14 protein-coding genes are annotated in these 14,712 nt (G+C 46.8%); all 14 read right to left on the reverse strand.

Annotation, left to right across the window (positions count from 1 at the left end; translation table 11 throughout):
- Positions 1-55 precede the first annotated feature (55 nt).
- Complete coding sequence (gene ftsH, locus BM271_RS04895; protein ID WP_046791312.1) at positions 56-2,200, reverse strand: ATP-dependent zinc metalloprotease FtsH; 2,145 nt, start codon at positions 2,198-2,200, stop codon at positions 56-58.
- A gap of 74 nt (positions 2,201-2,274) precedes the next feature.
- The gene (gene hpt, locus BM271_RS04900) at positions 2,275-2,814 is read right to left on the reverse strand and encodes a hypoxanthine phosphoribosyltransferase (protein WP_420806927.1); all 540 of its coding nucleotides are present in this window, start codon (positions 2,812-2,814) and stop codon (positions 2,275-2,277) included.
- 3 nt (positions 2,815-2,817) lie between these two features.
- Positions 2,818-4,053: a tRNA lysidine(34) synthetase TilS gene (gene tilS, locus BM271_RS04905; protein WP_046791313.1), complete on the reverse strand. Its 1,236-nt coding sequence runs from the start codon at positions 4,051-4,053 to the stop codon at positions 2,818-2,820.
- A 60-nt stretch (positions 4,054-4,113) separates the two neighbouring features.
- Complete coding sequence (locus BM271_RS04910; RefSeq protein WP_046791314.1) at positions 4,114-4,494, reverse strand: S1 domain-containing RNA-binding protein; 381 nt, start codon at positions 4,492-4,494, stop codon at positions 4,114-4,116.
- Between the two features lie 86 nt (positions 4,495-4,580).
- Positions 4,581-4,976, reverse strand: coding sequence for an FtsB family cell division protein (locus tag BM271_RS04915; RefSeq protein WP_234960440.1), 396 nt, complete (start codon positions 4,974-4,976; stop codon positions 4,581-4,583).
- Positions 4,977-5,038: 62 nt separating this feature from the next.
- Complete coding sequence (locus tag BM271_RS04920) at positions 5,039-5,314, reverse strand: RNA-binding S4 domain-containing protein (RefSeq protein WP_046791316.1); 276 nt, start codon at positions 5,312-5,314, stop codon at positions 5,039-5,041.
- A gap of 1 nt (position 5,315) precedes the next feature.
- Complete coding sequence (locus tag BM271_RS04925) at positions 5,316-6,485, reverse strand: MazG nucleotide pyrophosphohydrolase domain-containing protein (RefSeq protein WP_046791317.1); 1,170 nt, start codon at positions 6,483-6,485, stop codon at positions 5,316-5,318.
- A complete protein-coding gene (mfd, locus tag BM271_RS04930) occupies positions 6,482-9,952 on the reverse strand; it encodes a transcription-repair coupling factor (protein ID WP_046791318.1) in 3,471 nt (1,156 codons plus the stop codon). Before mfd ends, BM271_RS04925 begins: the two co-directional genes overlap by 4 nt.
- Positions 9,942-10,517 (reverse strand): aminoacyl-tRNA hydrolase, encoded by a 576-nt coding sequence (gene pth / locus BM271_RS04935; RefSeq protein ID WP_046791319.1) that lies wholly within the window; start codon positions 10,515-10,517, stop codon positions 9,942-9,944. Before pth ends, mfd begins: the two co-directional genes overlap by 11 nt.
- 66 nt (positions 10,518-10,583) lie before the next feature.
- Positions 10,584-11,219: a 50S ribosomal protein L25/general stress protein Ctc gene (locus BM271_RS04940; protein ID WP_046791320.1), complete on the reverse strand. Its 636-nt coding sequence runs from the start codon at positions 11,217-11,219 to the stop codon at positions 10,584-10,586.
- A gap of 110 nt (positions 11,220-11,329) precedes the next feature.
- Positions 11,330-12,304: a ribose-phosphate diphosphokinase gene (locus tag BM271_RS04945; RefSeq protein ID WP_046791321.1), complete on the reverse strand. Its 975-nt coding sequence runs from the start codon at positions 12,302-12,304 to the stop codon at positions 11,330-11,332.
- 12 nt (positions 12,305-12,316) lie between these two features.
- Positions 12,317-13,678, reverse strand: coding sequence for a bifunctional UDP-N-acetylglucosamine diphosphorylase/glucosamine-1-phosphate N-acetyltransferase GlmU (gene glmU / locus BM271_RS04950; RefSeq protein ID WP_046791322.1), 1,362 nt, complete (start codon positions 13,676-13,678; stop codon positions 12,317-12,319).
- 179 nt (positions 13,679-13,857) lie between these two features.
- Positions 13,858-14,256: a septation regulator SpoVG gene (gene spoVG / locus BM271_RS04955; RefSeq protein ID WP_046791323.1), complete on the reverse strand. Its 399-nt coding sequence runs from the start codon at positions 14,254-14,256 to the stop codon at positions 13,858-13,860.
- A gap of 65 nt (positions 14,257-14,321) precedes the next feature.
- Positions 14,322-14,702: a RidA family protein gene (locus BM271_RS04960; protein WP_046791324.1), complete on the reverse strand. Its 381-nt coding sequence runs from the start codon at positions 14,700-14,702 to the stop codon at positions 14,322-14,324.
- Positions 14,703-14,712: the final 10 nt, after the last annotated feature.

Here is a 14,712-nt window from a genome sequence, read left to right on the forward strand (position 1 = left end):
TTTTCCTCCCTAATATCGCACAAAAGTCGCCCGGAGGGGCGACTTTACAGGCGATTTAGTTTCTTCTGTTATTGTTATCATCATCGAATTCTCTGTCCTGGCCTTCCGGTCTCTGGACAGGTCCATCTGTTTCTGTTTTTTCTTCAGCAAGTCTGTGCTGACTGTTGCGCTCTTCTTCACGGCGTTCCTGCTCTCGGCGGTCGTATTCACGGGAAGTTTCTTCCCGCTCGACCATGTCGCGTTCTTCATTTTCGTCATCATCTGAATCTTCATCCAGACCTTTTTTGACGTCTTCATAGGATGGACCGATTTTATCCTCGTCCTCATCCACTGTGTGATCTTCGAAGTTGCGTTCAGGCAGTTTGCCATGATAGAAGAGTCCTTCGATCTGTTCACGGTCAAGCGTCTCTTCGACCAGCAGCGTCTCAGCAATCAATGTGAGCTGCTCCTGATGTTCAATCAGAATCTGGCGGCAGCGTTCATATTGTGTCTTGACGATGTTCTGCATTTCCTGGTCGATTTCATATGCAATCGCATCGGAATAATTCGGATCAGACTGCATATCCTTACCAAGGAATACCTGGCCGTTTGAATCTCCGAACTGGAGTGGTCCGAGTTTTTCACTCATACCGTATTCAACAACCATGCTGCGTGCAATGCCGGTTGATCTCTGGAAGTCATTGTGCGCACCGGTGGATACTTCACCGAAGTTCACTTCCTCGGAGACACGTCCGCCAAGAAGTCCCACAATCTTGTCTTCAAGCTCAGGTTTTGTCATGAAATAACGGTCTTCCTTAGGAAGCATCACTGCATAACCGCCCGCCTGTCCACGAGGGACGATTGTCACTTTGTGCACCATATCGGCATCATCAAGCACCATGCCGATCACTGTATGCCCGGCTTCGTGGAATGCGACGATATTGCGCTCTTTCTGAGAGATGACTTTACTCTTCTTGGCAGGACCAGCAATGACTCTGTCAGTTGCCTCATCCACATCACGCATATCAATCTTGCGTTTGTTTCCTCTTGCGGCAACCAGGGCCGCCTCGTTGAGAAGGTTCTCAAGGTCTGCACCGGAGAATCCCGGCGTCCTTGCAGCAAGTGCAGCCAGGTCAACCGTCTCATCAAGCGGTTTGTTTTTCGCATGTACTCTAAGTACTGCTTCACGGCCTTTGACATCCGGACGGCCGACAGGAATCTGTCTGTCAAAACGTCCCGGACGGAGCAATGCCGGATCAAGGATGTCAGGTCTGTTTGTAGCGGCTATCATGATGATGCCTTCGTTTTCCCCAAAGCCGTCCATTTCTACAAGAAGCTGGTTAAGTGTCTGTTCACGCTCATCGTGACCACCGCCGACACCTGCGCCACGCTGCCGGCCGACAGCGTCAATCTCATCGATGAAGATGATACACGGCGCATTTTTCTTCGCGTTTTCGAAGAGGTCACGTACACGGGATGCACCGACACCGACGAACATTTCCACGAAGTCCGAACCACTGATTGAGAAGAATGGTACGCCCGCTTCGCCGGCTACCGCTTTTGCGATAAGTGTCTTACCTGTACCTGGAGGGCCGACAAGCAGCACGCCTTTAGGAATTTTTGCACCGATGCGGTCGAAACGGCGCGGATCTTTCAGGAAGTCGACAACTTCAATGAGTTCCTGTTTCTCTTCATCCGCACCTGCGACATCTTCGAAGCGCACTTTTTTCTTATTCTGATCATAGAGCTTCGCTTTACTCTTGCCGAAGTTCATCACTTTGCCGCCGCCTCCGCCGCCGCCTTGTGCCTGACTCATCAGGAACAGGAAGAGGAAGAGTATGAGCAGCAGCGGGATAAACGTGAACAACATGCTCGTCCAAGGACTCTGCTCCTCGGCCGGTTCAATCGTGAAGTTCAGATTATCCTGGGATTTTGCAGTTTCCAGAATTTGATCAAGATCCTGGGTACTGTTATACGGAATCACCGAAGTAAAGGATTCCTGCTCATCCTGGCCGGCCAATCTACCTTCGATCAAGTAGACGTTTTGTTCCGGCTGAATAGTCAGCTCTTCTATGTTACCGGCATTCAACGCATCAAGGAATTCATTGTACTGAAGTTCTTCCTCAAGAGCGGAATCGCCATTAAAACTTTGAAAAATACCAAACATGATCACTGATAAAATCAATATCAGCACTATGTTACGGCCCACATTTTTAGGCATCCGTAAACCTCCATTTCTAATACGACTAACAGAAATAATACCATAATTTCACAATATTATTCCACTGTTTTGGCTTATTGATAAAGTTCTGGTTTCAAAAGGCCGATGTACGGCAGATTTCTGTACTTTTCATCGAAATCAAGACCATATCCAACGACAAATCCATCAGGGATTTCTGTGCCTGCATATTTGACATCTACATGCAGTTTGCGGTTGACCGGCTTATCGAGGAGCGTCACAATCTCAAGCGATGCTGCATTCCTGTATTCAATCAGATCCACAATCGAATTCAGGGTTGCCCCTGTCTCGATAATGTCTTCCACAATTAAAATATGACGGCCTTCGACGGAAGTGGAGAGGTCTTTCAATATTTTAACTTCTCCTGAAGATTTCGTGCCTACATAGCTTGAAACATCCATGAAATCTATTTCAAGATGTGTATCTATGTACTTGATCAGATCGGACATGAACATGATTGAACCCTTCAACAACCCCACAAGTATCGGCGTCTTCCCTTCATAATCCTCAGTGATCTGTTCTCCCAACCTTTTGGCAATTGCCTGGATATCCGCCTCTGACAATACTACCTCGCTAATGTCATTTTTAATACTCATTGCCTAACTCCTTTTTTCGATAAGTAATCGTCTGTCGTTTCCTTGTGTCTTTATTATATTATAAATTGTGCCCACTGCAATAATTTGATGATCCCGGTCTGTGATCACCGGCATGGTTTCCCGTTCATTGCCGGGAATTTTACGGTCGATGAAAAGGCGGGAGACCTTTTTGTGGCCGTTCCCCGGCAAGAGCACCCTGTCCCCGGCCTGCCTGGTCCTGACTGTCAGAGGGAGGTCCGCCGGCTCCAGTTCGGCCGTGATTTCATATCCGTTGAAGTCATAGATTCCGTTCTGTCTGATTTCAAGTTTAACCTGGATATCAGCTGCCTTATGCTCCATGCGGATTTCATCATAGGCGATGACACATTGATGATCTCCCATCGGGAACCTTGCCTGTGCAATATCAGAATCTGCAATATCCAGTATTTCTTCGATGTATCTGCGTCTTGGATGCTTGTCATATGCAGACAGCCAGTGATTCAATATATAAATCCGGCTTATTCTGCGTTTGCCATTGAGGCCGGCCCTTGGCAATACCGAGAGTTTCCCTTTTAGAAACTCCGCCGCTTCCTCCTGCAGCATATCATCCACTTCACCCAGATCCTCCGCCAGCTTGAGAAGCTGCGATTCCTGAAGGTGCGGTGATGCCTTGATGTCTTTCATCAGATTGTGGCGGATATAATTGCGGGTGTACCCAGTCCCACTGTTTGACTCATCTTCGAAATAAGTGACCTTTGCAGAAGCTGCATAATTTTCTATCCTGTCCCTGGTCACTCCCATCATCGGACGGATGATCCTGTAGCTGCCCCCGGCCCTTACAGAAGGTATACCCATCCTGCCCGGCAGATATCTGCCGGTAAGCACCTGATGCATCACCGATTCATATTGGTCGTCCAGATGATGTGCGGTGAGGAGGACGGAGGCACCGTGATACGTCATCATTTCATCGAAGAACCGGTAGCGTGCCGCCCGTGCCCCTGCCTGGCTGAAATCACTATGCGGAATATCAAGTCTGGCTGTTTCACAACATACACCATCCTGCTCCGCCATCGTTTTTATATAGGCAGCCTCCTTTTCAGAAGCCGCTCTCTGACCGTGGTTGACATGGAGCAGAATCAGACGTCCGAACGTCTCCCGGTACGAAGTTTTCAACAGATGATAGAGGACCATCGAGTCCACGCCTCCGGAAATCGCAAGTGCCACAGTGTCATCCTTGTTCCAGGAACATTTTAGCTCCATAGTCCCACACTCTCCACAAAATAAAATAAGACGATTACTGGAATCGTCTGTATATATCTATTATTTTTTACCTCTGCCGCCACGACGTGATTCTGTCTGCCTTTTGATCGTAGACAATCGATCCTCACTGTCTTTCAGGAAGCTCGACAATTTCTTTTCGAAATCTTCCGGTGAACTTTCTTTACGCGGTTTCGGTTTTGGTTTCTGTTCTTTTGCTTTTTTGATGGACAGACTGATTTTACCATCGTCTCCGACGGATAAGACTTTCACTTCAATTTCCTGGCCCACGCTAAGGTGCTCATTGATATCCTCTACATACTGATCCGCAACCTCACTGATGTGCACTAGTCCTGTCTTTCCTCCCGGCAATTCAACAAACGCACCGAAATTCTTGATACCCGTGACTTTCCCGATAACTTTACTGCCCACTTCAACTGACATCTTGATATATTATCCTCCCAATTATCATTTACTCTCTATCCATAATACCATTAAAAAGAAAAATAATCATTACAATATTGTAACGATTATTCTTCCGGCTCTTCTTTTTCAGCATTTTCATCATTTGTTTTCGGTAAATTGAAAATAATCTCTCCTTCTTCAGAAAAGAAAAATTCACTTCGCGCAATTCTTGCGATATAATTCTCATCATTCAGCTGCTTTATCTGCTGCTCAAGGTCTTTTTCCTCGGCAACCCGTTCATCCATTACTTCCTGGGTCTGAACAAGTTCCTCCTGCAGGAGCTGGTTCTGGGTCTTCTGGTTGAAAGCCACGATCAGCAGGATGCCGACTATCAGCAGCATGAGGCTGCCAAACAGCATTGCACGTTTTTTGGCAACACGATTTTCACTCCGGCGGACCTTCTTTTCTGTATCGCGCCTTTTCGTGTAGCCATTGATCATTCTGACCACTTTATTAGCCAATGCATCACATCCCTTAATTGTGCATTCTCTATTTATAAAATACACCATAAAGGAGATGTTTACTAGAGAAAATCAGTATCCTGCTCGATTTTCTCTTCTTTTATGACTTTATACATACGTTCCGCATCTTCTTTTTTTGCATGGGCTTCCAGCTGAAGCACTTCGAATGTAAGAATTTTCCGCCCGAATCTTATTTCAACCTCATCACCGGCCGAGAGGTCGGCGCCCGCTTTCGCAACTTTCCCATTCACTTTGACACGCCCCTCATCACTGAGTTCTTTTGCGAGTGTGCGGCGCTTGATCACCCGTGATACTTTCAGGAATTTATCCAGTCTCATATTACTGCTCACCCCTTTTGTTCAATATCTCTTCCAGTGTACGCTTTTCATGGATCGTCTCTTTCATCCATCCCAGCACTTTCTCACCGTATTCCTTCTCATATTTGATTTTCTCTTTCTTGCCTTCCTTCTTCTTCGCATCCGACCAGATGCGGCTAAGGTCATCCAGGGATTCAGCCGATTCATCCCCGAATACATGGGGATGCCTTCTGACTATTTTCGCATTCAGACTCTCCAGCACATCAAAGAAATCGAAATAGCCCTCTTTTTTGCCGATGGCACTGTGGAGCGCGACCTGCAGCAGAATATCCCCGAGTTCTTCAACAATCGCATCGTCGTCCTTCTGCTCTATCGCTTCGATGACTTCGAACGTCTCTTCAATCAGATGCTTTTCAAGCGTTTCGTGGGTCTGGACTTTATCCCACGGACAGCCGTTTTCGCCCACAAGCGTATCAAACAACCCATTCATGTAATGAATATCGCGTTCCGCCAGTTTCACATCATCCGTTTTTGGTATATAAAGGCAGAGCAGGTTGCTCTGTATTTCCAGATGGTCGATTTCATGGAGCGGCATATCATATATTTTTTCATCCTTGCTGCCTGCGGCATCGACGAGCTTCACCTGCATATCCGGCGGATAATATTCAAGCAGAGTCAGCTTCGCCTCCCCCAGACTGAATGTATCATACACCTGTGTCACCAGCGTATGCTGACTGAAATTCAATTCGCCAACAGAAAACGACGTACCGTCAATCACCTGGAATCCTTCGTTCACCGGCACTTTAAGAGCACTTATGACGGCATCGATGAAACTCTGGCCGCCCGAGATTTCCACTTCAATCTCTCCTGTCCTGCTTTTCGCGAGGAGCAGTTCGGTTGTCGTTTCATAAAACATCGGATGTCCCGGCACCGCGTAAATGACATCGTGATGCTGTGCCGCTTCAACAAGAGCTTCCGCAATTGCCCCGTAGGTATCTTCAAAATGATCATTCTGTTCATAAAGATGATCAAAACTCACAGTCGTCACACCTTCTGCATCAAGTTCCACCACAACCGGGTGGTCATTTGTACGTAGATGGATCTTATCCGCCCCCGCAAGGCGTTTCCATACGCCGAGCGGCATCTGGTCCAGGTCCGACGTACCAAGCCCGATGATTTCTATTCTTTTCATATTGCTTCCTCCAGCCTGCTGTTCTGAATTGCTTTCATAATGCTGATGAGCTGCGCCACGTCCTTGCTCCTCACCGTAATCTTCATTTCATTGTCCTGCACGGAAATCTTCATGATGCGTCCGTATTCTTCAGTGTCCATGAACAGTTTCTGACCGTCGATCTGCTCTGTCGCATTTTTGGAAACATAAAGATAGAAATGACGGTTGTCCTCTTTCACCTGGTATATACCGAACAGCAATGCATACACTTTGATGCGGACCAGCTGCAGCAGTCTTTCCACTTCAACCGGATAATCACCGAAACGGTCTAACAGCTCATCCTCTATATCCTGGATGGCTTCGATGGAATCAGCTTTCCTGAGTCGCCTGTAAATATCAATTTTGGATTGTTCATGCGTAATATATGTTCCCGGTATATAAGCATCCAGCGTAATATCCACAGGGATATTCACCGGTTCCGGCTCGGGCTCCAGACCCTGTTTTTCTTTGACTGCGGTTTCCAGCATTTCTGAATAAAGTTCATAGCCTACAGAATCGATGAACCCGGACTGGTGTTTGCCGAGCAGATTGCCGGCACCCCGGATATTCAAATCCCGCATCGCTATCTTGAACCCGCTGCCGAGTTCCGTATATTCCTTGATCGCCTCCAGCCGTTTTTCCGCAACTTCCGTCAGCACTTTGTCGGGCTGGTGGAAAAGATACGCATAGCTGATGCGGCTGCTCCTGCCCACACGTCCGCGGAGCTGGTAAAGCTGACTGAGCCCGAAACGGTCCGCATCCTCGATAATCAGAGTATTGGCATTAGGCACATCCACACCTGTTTCGATGATCGTCGTGGTGACGAGTACATCATACTCGCCATTTACAAATGCGAGCATCGTCTCCTCCACTTCTTTTTCATTCATTTTCGCATGCATCACTGCAACCTCGGCATCCGGAACGAGCGCTTCGACGTGCGCCTTTTTCTGATAGATCGTATCGACACGGTTATGGAGATAGAAAACCTGTCCGTCGCGTGCCAGTTCCCGCTCTATTGCCTCTTTCACGAAATTAGGCTGGAATTCTAGTACATAGGTCTGTACAGGGAAACGGTTCTCCGGCGGCGTTTCAATGACGGAAAGATCCCGCACACCTGTCAGACTCATGTGCAACGTTCTCGGAATCGGCGTCGCAGTCAATGTCAACACATCCACATTCGTTTTCAGCTGCTTGATCTTCTCTTTATGCTTCACGCCAAAACGCTGCTCCTCATCAATGATCAGGAGACCGAGATCTTTGTATTCGACAGTGTTCGCCAAAATCTTATGTGTACCGACAACAATATCGACCGTCCCTTTTTTAAGACCTTCCCGTGTTTTTTTCAGCTGTGCGGCTGTTCTGAAGCGGCTCATCATTTCCACATTGACAGGGAAATCTTCAATGCGTTCGATCAGGCTCTCGAAATGCTGGGCTGCGAGAATTGTAGTGGGTACGAGGAACGCCACCTGCTTGCCGTCCTGCACCGCCTTGAAGGCTGCACGGATTGCGACTTCGGTTTTACCATAGCCCACATCACCGCACAGCAGGCGGTCCATCGGACGGATTTCTTCCATGTCTTTTTTGATCTCATTGACGGAAGCATACTGGTCGGGTGTCGGTTCATAGGGAAACCGCGCTTCAAATGAAGACTGCATCTCAGTATCTTCGGAGAACTGGAAGCCCTGCGCCTGAGAGCGTTCCTGGTAGAGCTTCAGCAGTTCATCTGCGATTTCGTTGACATTCGCTTCAACCTTGGCTTTCGTCTTCTTCCATTCAGTACCGCCGAGTTTATGCATCTTCGGCTGGCCGTCATCGCTCGAGACATACTTTTGTACAAGGTCCATCTGGTCAACAGGGATATAGAGCTGATCGGTGCCCCTGTACTGCAGTTTCATGTAATCATTATGGATGCCGCCCACATCAAGTGTTTCGATGCCCATATACCGGCCCACCCCATGGTGGACATGGACCACATAGTCACCGACATTCAGCTCCTGATAGGATTTGATCTTTTCAGCATTGGTCAGTTTTTTGCTCCGCTTTTTCTTGCGTGCTGTTTTATTATAGAGCTCCTTTGAACCCAGCACCGCCACTTTCATAAACGGCAGTATGAATCCTTTCGCAAGTGTTCCCGTCGTCAGGACAATGCCCGAATCCACAGGGATTTCCTCTATATAGCTCGGAATCTTGAGATCTTCCAACAGCTGATGCGTCTTCTTTATTTCATCTTCATCTCTTAAGACGATACTGATCATATATTCGTCATTCAGCATCTTATTCAGATTGGATGCCAGTATATCGTACTGCCCGTAATATATTTCAGTCGGACGGACAGATATTTTCACGATATGGCCGATTTCCACCGGCATGCTTTTTGTGAATAAATTAAAGAACGTACTTCCTTTGAGTGACAGCAGGCGTTCATACTGCCCTTCCAGGTAATTGCCGCCGCCTTTGAACATGCGTCCGGCCTCCACCATGGATTCGTAATAGCCGCCTATTGAATTGAACTCCGCTTCATAGGCTGCAGCCATGTTTTTGACTTCGTCCACAATGACACGGTGGCCATCCGTCATATAGTCGAGGATGGATATTTCTCCACTCTCGAGCAGATGGCTGTAATGCACCAGATGATTGAAAGTCTGATCCGGATGGGTCACCGTATCATAGTACTCCGATAATGTTTCAAGAGAAGCACTGTCAAGCCCCTCTTTCGTCTCTTCATACAGTGTTTCTATTTTCCCAAGGAGCAGTTCACGCTCTTTTGGCTCCAGAATATATTCCGCATAGGGTTCCATGGTGACAGATTCGATGTTTCCGATGGAACGCTGTGTTTCCGGATCGATGGCCCTCAGCGAATCCACCTCATCATCAAAGAGCTCTACACGGACAAGCTGTTCCGGCATGTGGATATCAATTATATCACCGCGTACGGCAAACTCCCCGAAATGGACAGCCTGATTCATCCTTCTGTACCCCAGACTCACGAGATCTTCTATGAACTGATCGTAATCCAGAATGCTTCCGATCTTTATCGTTTTTTCATAGCCGAGCAGCTTTTCTTTCGGCATCAGAGGTTTCAAAAGTGCATGGACCGGCACGACAAATAGCCCCGGCTCTTCGTGCGCCAGAGCAAACAATGCACTCATTCTGGATTTCATGAACTCAGGGCTTTGTTTAGCATGATTTTCTATCATGATATCGCCTACCGGAAAGGTATAGACGTTATCCATCATATCCATCAGCGGATTCGCAATTTTCTCCATCTGATGGTTGTTCTGTACAAACAGGACGATCGGCCGGTTTTCTTTTTGGGACAATTCATAAAGAAGCGTCGGCTTGAAGTCATCATTAACACCCGTCACCATCATATTGAGACGGTCAGAGTGGTTCGCTACTTCCTGGAACCGCTCATCCTGCTGTATTCTTTCTGATACTTTACTGTTCATTGACATCACCATTATATTCAGTCATAACATCCTGGAACGGCACTGTTACAAAAGCGGTGGATGCATCCGCAGATCTTGCTATCACCTTTTCAATCAGTGCAGTTTCATCTTTCGGGAACCTGCCCAGTACATAACCGGTGATGGAACCACCCGGTTCCGGCCGGTCGATGCCGATACGGATCCGCTTATACTTATCTGTCGCCAGGTGCTGGTTGAGCGATTTGATGCCGTTATGTCCACCACCGCTGCCTTTTTGTCTGAGCCTTAATTTGCCCACAGGCAGATCGAGATCATCATAGAGCACCAGAATATCCCCGACATCAATTTTGTAATAGTCAAGGAGCGGCCGTACACCTTCTCCCGAGAGGTTCATGAATGTCTGCGGCTTGACCAGCATGATCTTTTCACCGTTCACGTAACCTGCACCGTAATTGCATTTAAATTTATTTTGTGTTAAATCGATCCCCAGATCCAAAGCAAGCTGATCTATGACCATAAAGCCTATATTGTGGCGTGTTTTCTCATATTTTCTTCCTGGATTGCCCAGGCCAATGATACATTTCATCAAATCACCCCATACAACGTTAAAAAAGGCGATGGGAACTCCACCGCCGTTAGAACATTATAATTATTACTCTTCTTCATCTGCTTCTGAAGCCGCTTCTTCTTCAGAACCTTCAACTTCTCCGCCTTCAGCATCTTCGTCCGGCTCTTCCTCTTTTTGTGGAGGAACAACAATGACAAGTGCTTCGTCGTCTTCGTTTTCAATAGTGAAATTGCCGCTTTCACGGATATCGGACACATGGATTGTGTCTCCGATTTCAAGAGCTTCAACGTTCACTTCAATGGATTCAGGGATGTTGTCCGGAGTTGCAGTTACCTGCACCTGGAAGTTCGGCTGCTCAACTACGCCGCCTTCTTTGGCACCCGCTGCTTCACCGATCATTTCAACTGTTACATCCACTGTAACTTCAGACTTCATGTTGATTGCAACGAAGTCGATATGAGTGATCTGGTTTTTAAGTGAATCGAACTGATAGTCAGTTACCATTACTTTAACCGCTTTCCCGTTCAGGTCCAATTCGATTACACCGTTACGGCCCACTTCACGGATTACTTTGATAAATTCGTTTTCATCTACTGATACATTAGTGTTTTCCACTTCGTATCCATAAACGATTGCAGGGATTTTCCCTGTGGAACGCAGTTCGTTAAGTTCCGAACGCTGTCCTTTGCCTTCTCTGCTTGCTGAAGCCAATTTTGCCATGGTATATTTCCACCTTTCATTTACAGACAGTTTACTTTGCCTAATTTAACACATAGCCATGCATAATAATAGCACATTACCCGTACATTTGTAAAAGAAACAATGACAAATTAGTTGTCGAACAGAATGCTGACGGATTCCTCTTCATAAACACGGACGATTGCCTGTGCCATCAATTCTCCGACAGAAAGTTCAACAATTTTGTCTATCTTCTTCTCTTCAGGTAACTGGATGGAGTTCGTCACAACCAATTCTTTGATTACAGACTCTTCAATTCTGGATATTGCCGGGCCTGAAAGCACCGGGTGGGTACAGCAGGCATAGACTTCCTTTGCGCCCTTATCCAGAAGTGCCTGTGCAGCCAGCTTCATAGTACCGCCTGTATCGATGATGTCATCGATGATGATTGCAGTACGCCCTTCGATTTCACCGACAATGTTCATCACTTCAGCAACATTCGGTCTTGGACGGCGCTTATCAATGATAGCAATCGGTGTCTTCAGACGGTCAGCCATTTTACGTGCACGCGTCACCCCGCCGTGATCCGGAGATACGACGACGACTTCATCGAAGTTCATATCCTTATGTTCAAGGAAGTAATCACTTAAAATCGGCACACCCATAAGGTGGTCGATAGGGATGTCGAAGAAGCCCTGGATCTGCGGCGCATGCAGGTCGAGGGAAATTACACGATCCGCCCCTGCTGTTTCTATCAGGTTTGCGACGAGCTTCGCAGTGATCGGTTCACGCGCACGGCTTTTGCGATCCTGGCGCGCATATCCGTAATAAGGCATTACAATATTGATTGTCGCTGCTGAAGCACGCTTCAATGCATCGATCATGATCAGCAGCTGCATCAGGTGTTCGTTGACCGGCTGGCTTGTCGGCTGGACAACAAATACATCACACCCACGCACACTCTCTTCTATATTGACCTGTACTTCTTCATCAGAAAAATGCTGTACCGTAATTTTACCTAAAGGAATGCCGATATGCTCAGCGATCTCTTCTGCGAGGGGCTGGTTGCCTTTTAAAGAGAAAAGGCGCAGGCTGGAATTTTTGTACTGGTTGCTAGAAGCTAACATGTTCATCCTCCATTAATTATCTTTTTTATAATATCCCGTCTTTGTCGTCTGTCTGTTTCTTGCGATTGCAAGACTGTCTTCAGGAACTTCATCAGTGATTGTCGATCCTGCAGCGATGAATGATCTGTCACCGATTTTGACCGGTGCAACCAGATTGGAGTTGCAGCCGATAAATGAATCCATTCCGATTTCCGTCCTGAATTTATTTTTACCATCATAATTCACCGTAATCGTTCCACATCCCACATTTGTACGGGCGCCGATAAATGCATCACCGATATAGCTCAGATGCGATACTTTGGATTCATTTTCAAGCTTGGATTTCTTCACTTCTACGAAATTGCCGATCTTCACTTCTTCCCCAAGTTCGGAATGTGGTCTGAGTTGGGCAAACGGTCCAACTTTCGTACCTCTGCCCACTTTCGCTCCTGTCACTACGGAATGCTTGATCTCCACACCATCATCTATGATGGAATCTTTGATTTCTGTTCCAGAAGATATAATAACATTTTTACCGATCTTTGTGTTTCCCTGAATGACGGCTCCGGGATAAATAATGGAATCCGTTCCGATTTCCACTTCAGCATCGATGTATGTCGTATCCGGATGGATCAACGTCACACCGTTTTGCATATGCATTGTATTAATGCGGTTCCTAAGTATCTCTTCAGCATTTGCGAGAGCAACTCTGTCATTTATGCCGAGTGTTTCTTCAAAGTCGGGAGAGATGTAGGCCTCCACCCGTGCACCCTGCCCGCGGAGGATGGAAACTACGTCCGGCAGATAATATTCATCCTGCGCATTATCGTTATCCACGCTTTCAAGTGCACTGAACAGTGACTTATTGTCGAATATGAACGTTCCGGAGCTTACTTCCTTGATTTCGCGTTCCAGATCCGTCGCATCCTTCTCTTCGACGATCCGCTTGACCGAACCATTCTCCTTCCTGACAATGCGTCCGTATCCAAACGGAGCCCGGGTGCGGGATGAGAGGATTGTCGCTTTCGCCGCCGTGTCCCGATGATATTTCATGAATTCCTGCATCGTCGTCTCTGTAATGAGCGGTGTATCCCCACAGACAACCATCGTGTGACCGTCAAGTTCCGCCAGTTCCTCTTTCCACTGCCTCACTGCATGTGCGGTCCCAAGCTGCTCCTCCTGTACTGTCTTATGGATTCCATCACCCAAATATGTGCTTACAGTTTCAGATCCATGACCCAGCACAGCATAGATGTCGGTGATTCCCGATTTATTCAGATTGCTGATTACATGCTGTATCATCGGAGTGCCACATACTTCATGGAGCACCTTGAATTTTTCGGACTTCATTCTCGTGCCTTTTCCAGCCGCCAGAATAATCGCTCTCGTTTGCATACTCTACCTCCAGTTTATGACTACTCTAATTATATTTTACTACTTGAGTACTTTCAAGGCGAAACGGATATAAGTGGCAAAAGGCTGATGAATTCACTTTTAAAACGGCTGCCGGACCACCTTTTCAATTATAAAATCCCGCAAATCTGTCAATTGACAGACCTGCGGGACCTGTTTCACTACTTATCTTCATCAATTTCAAGTTCGCCCTCTTTGGGTTCGTCACGGTGTTCCTCTTCTTCCCTGTCCACTTTTTCTTTAGTTGGATCGACAATCGATTCTGCAGTATCCGGAGCGCTGTCCCCGGATCCATCAGCTTCCGATTCCGACTCTTCGTAGACTCTCATTACTTCCTCCTGCACATGCTGACGCATGTCGGAGTGGATGGGATGGGCAATATCACGGAATTCACCGTCCGGTGTGCGTTTGCTCGGCATTGCTACAAACAGACCGTTATTACCTTCAATGACCCTGAGGTCATGTATTACAAATGCATCATCAAATGTAATGGATACAAGTGCTTTCATCCTGTTGTCTTGGTTATTCACTTTCCGCAGTCTTACATCTGTTATTTTCATAGTGTGCTTCCCCCAATAAGATTATTGTTGGATCGTATGTGTACTGCTTCAGTCCACCAATGCTTTTATGATTCCATTTTCGATGCAACGACTTCTATTTCAACCTGTACATCTTTAGGTAGACGACTCACTTCTACACATGATCTTGCAGGTAGTTTACCCGAAAAATAAGCGCCATAAACGTCATTGATCTTTGGGAAGTCCCCCATATCTTTAATGAAAATCGTCGTCTTCACTATATTTTCAAACCCCATGTCAGCCGCTTCAAGGACCGCGCCGACATTTTCCATTACCTGTTTCGTCTGTTCTTCCACATCATCTGATACGATTTCCCCTTCAAGAGTCAATGGTATCTGACCGGATGAATAAAACATGTCACCGACTTTTACTCCGTGGCTGTATGGTCCGAGTGCTTCAGGTGCATTTTTAGAATTAATTGGTTCCATAATTATAAAA

Origin of the sequence: Salinicoccus halodurans, from assembly GCF_900114445.1 — a bacterium.
In the GTDB taxonomy this organism is placed as follows: domain Bacteria; phylum Bacillota; class Bacilli; order Staphylococcales; family Salinicoccaceae; genus Salinicoccus; species Salinicoccus halodurans.

Excerpts from the sequence above, each read along its gene's own strand:
- glmU (WP_046791322.1), bottom strand. The coding sequence starts at position 13,678 with ATGCAAACGAGAGCGATTATTCTGGCGGCTGGAAAAGGCACGAGAATG.
- BM271_RS04945 (WP_046791321.1), bottom strand. The coding sequence starts at position 12,304 with ATGTTAGCTTCTAGCAACCAGTACAAAAATTCCAGCCTGCGCCTTTTC.
- tilS (WP_046791313.1), bottom strand. The coding sequence starts at position 4,053 with ATGGAGCTAAAATGTTCCTGGAACAAGGATGACACTGTGGCACTTGCG.
- BM271_RS04925 (WP_046791317.1), bottom strand. The coding sequence starts at position 6,485 with ATGAAAAGAATAGAAATCATCGGGCTTGGTACGTCGGACCTGGACCAG.
- ftsH (WP_046791312.1), bottom strand. The coding sequence starts at position 2,200 with ATGCCTAAAAATGTGGGCCGTAACATAGTGCTGATATTGATTTTATCA.
- BM271_RS04910 (WP_046791314.1), bottom strand. The coding sequence starts at position 4,494 with ATGTCAGTTGAAGTGGGCAGTAAAGTTATCGGGAAAGTCACGGGTATC.
- hpt (WP_420806927.1), bottom strand. The coding sequence starts at position 2,814 with ATGAGTATTAAAAATGACATTAGCGAGGTAGTATTGTCAGAGGCGGAT.
- BM271_RS04920 (WP_046791316.1), bottom strand. The coding sequence starts at position 5,314 with ATGAGACTGGATAAATTCCTGAAAGTATCACGGGTGATCAAGCGCCGC.
- spoVG (WP_046791323.1), bottom strand. The coding sequence starts at position 14,256 with ATGAAAATAACAGATGTAAGACTGCGGAAAGTGAATAACCAAGACAAC.
- pth (WP_046791319.1), bottom strand. The coding sequence starts at position 10,517 with ATGAAATGTATCATTGGCCTGGGCAATCCAGGAAGAAAATATGAGAAA.
- mfd (WP_046791318.1), bottom strand. The coding sequence starts at position 9,952 with ATGAACAGTAAAGTATCAGAAAGAATACAGCAGGATGAGCGGTTCCAG.
- BM271_RS04940 (WP_046791320.1), bottom strand. The coding sequence starts at position 11,219 with ATGGCAAAATTGGCTTCAGCAAGCAGAGAAGGCAAAGGACAGCGTTCG.
- BM271_RS04960 (WP_046791324.1), bottom strand. The coding sequence starts at position 14,702 with ATGGAACCAATTAATTCTAAAAATGCACCTGAAGCACTCGGACCATAC.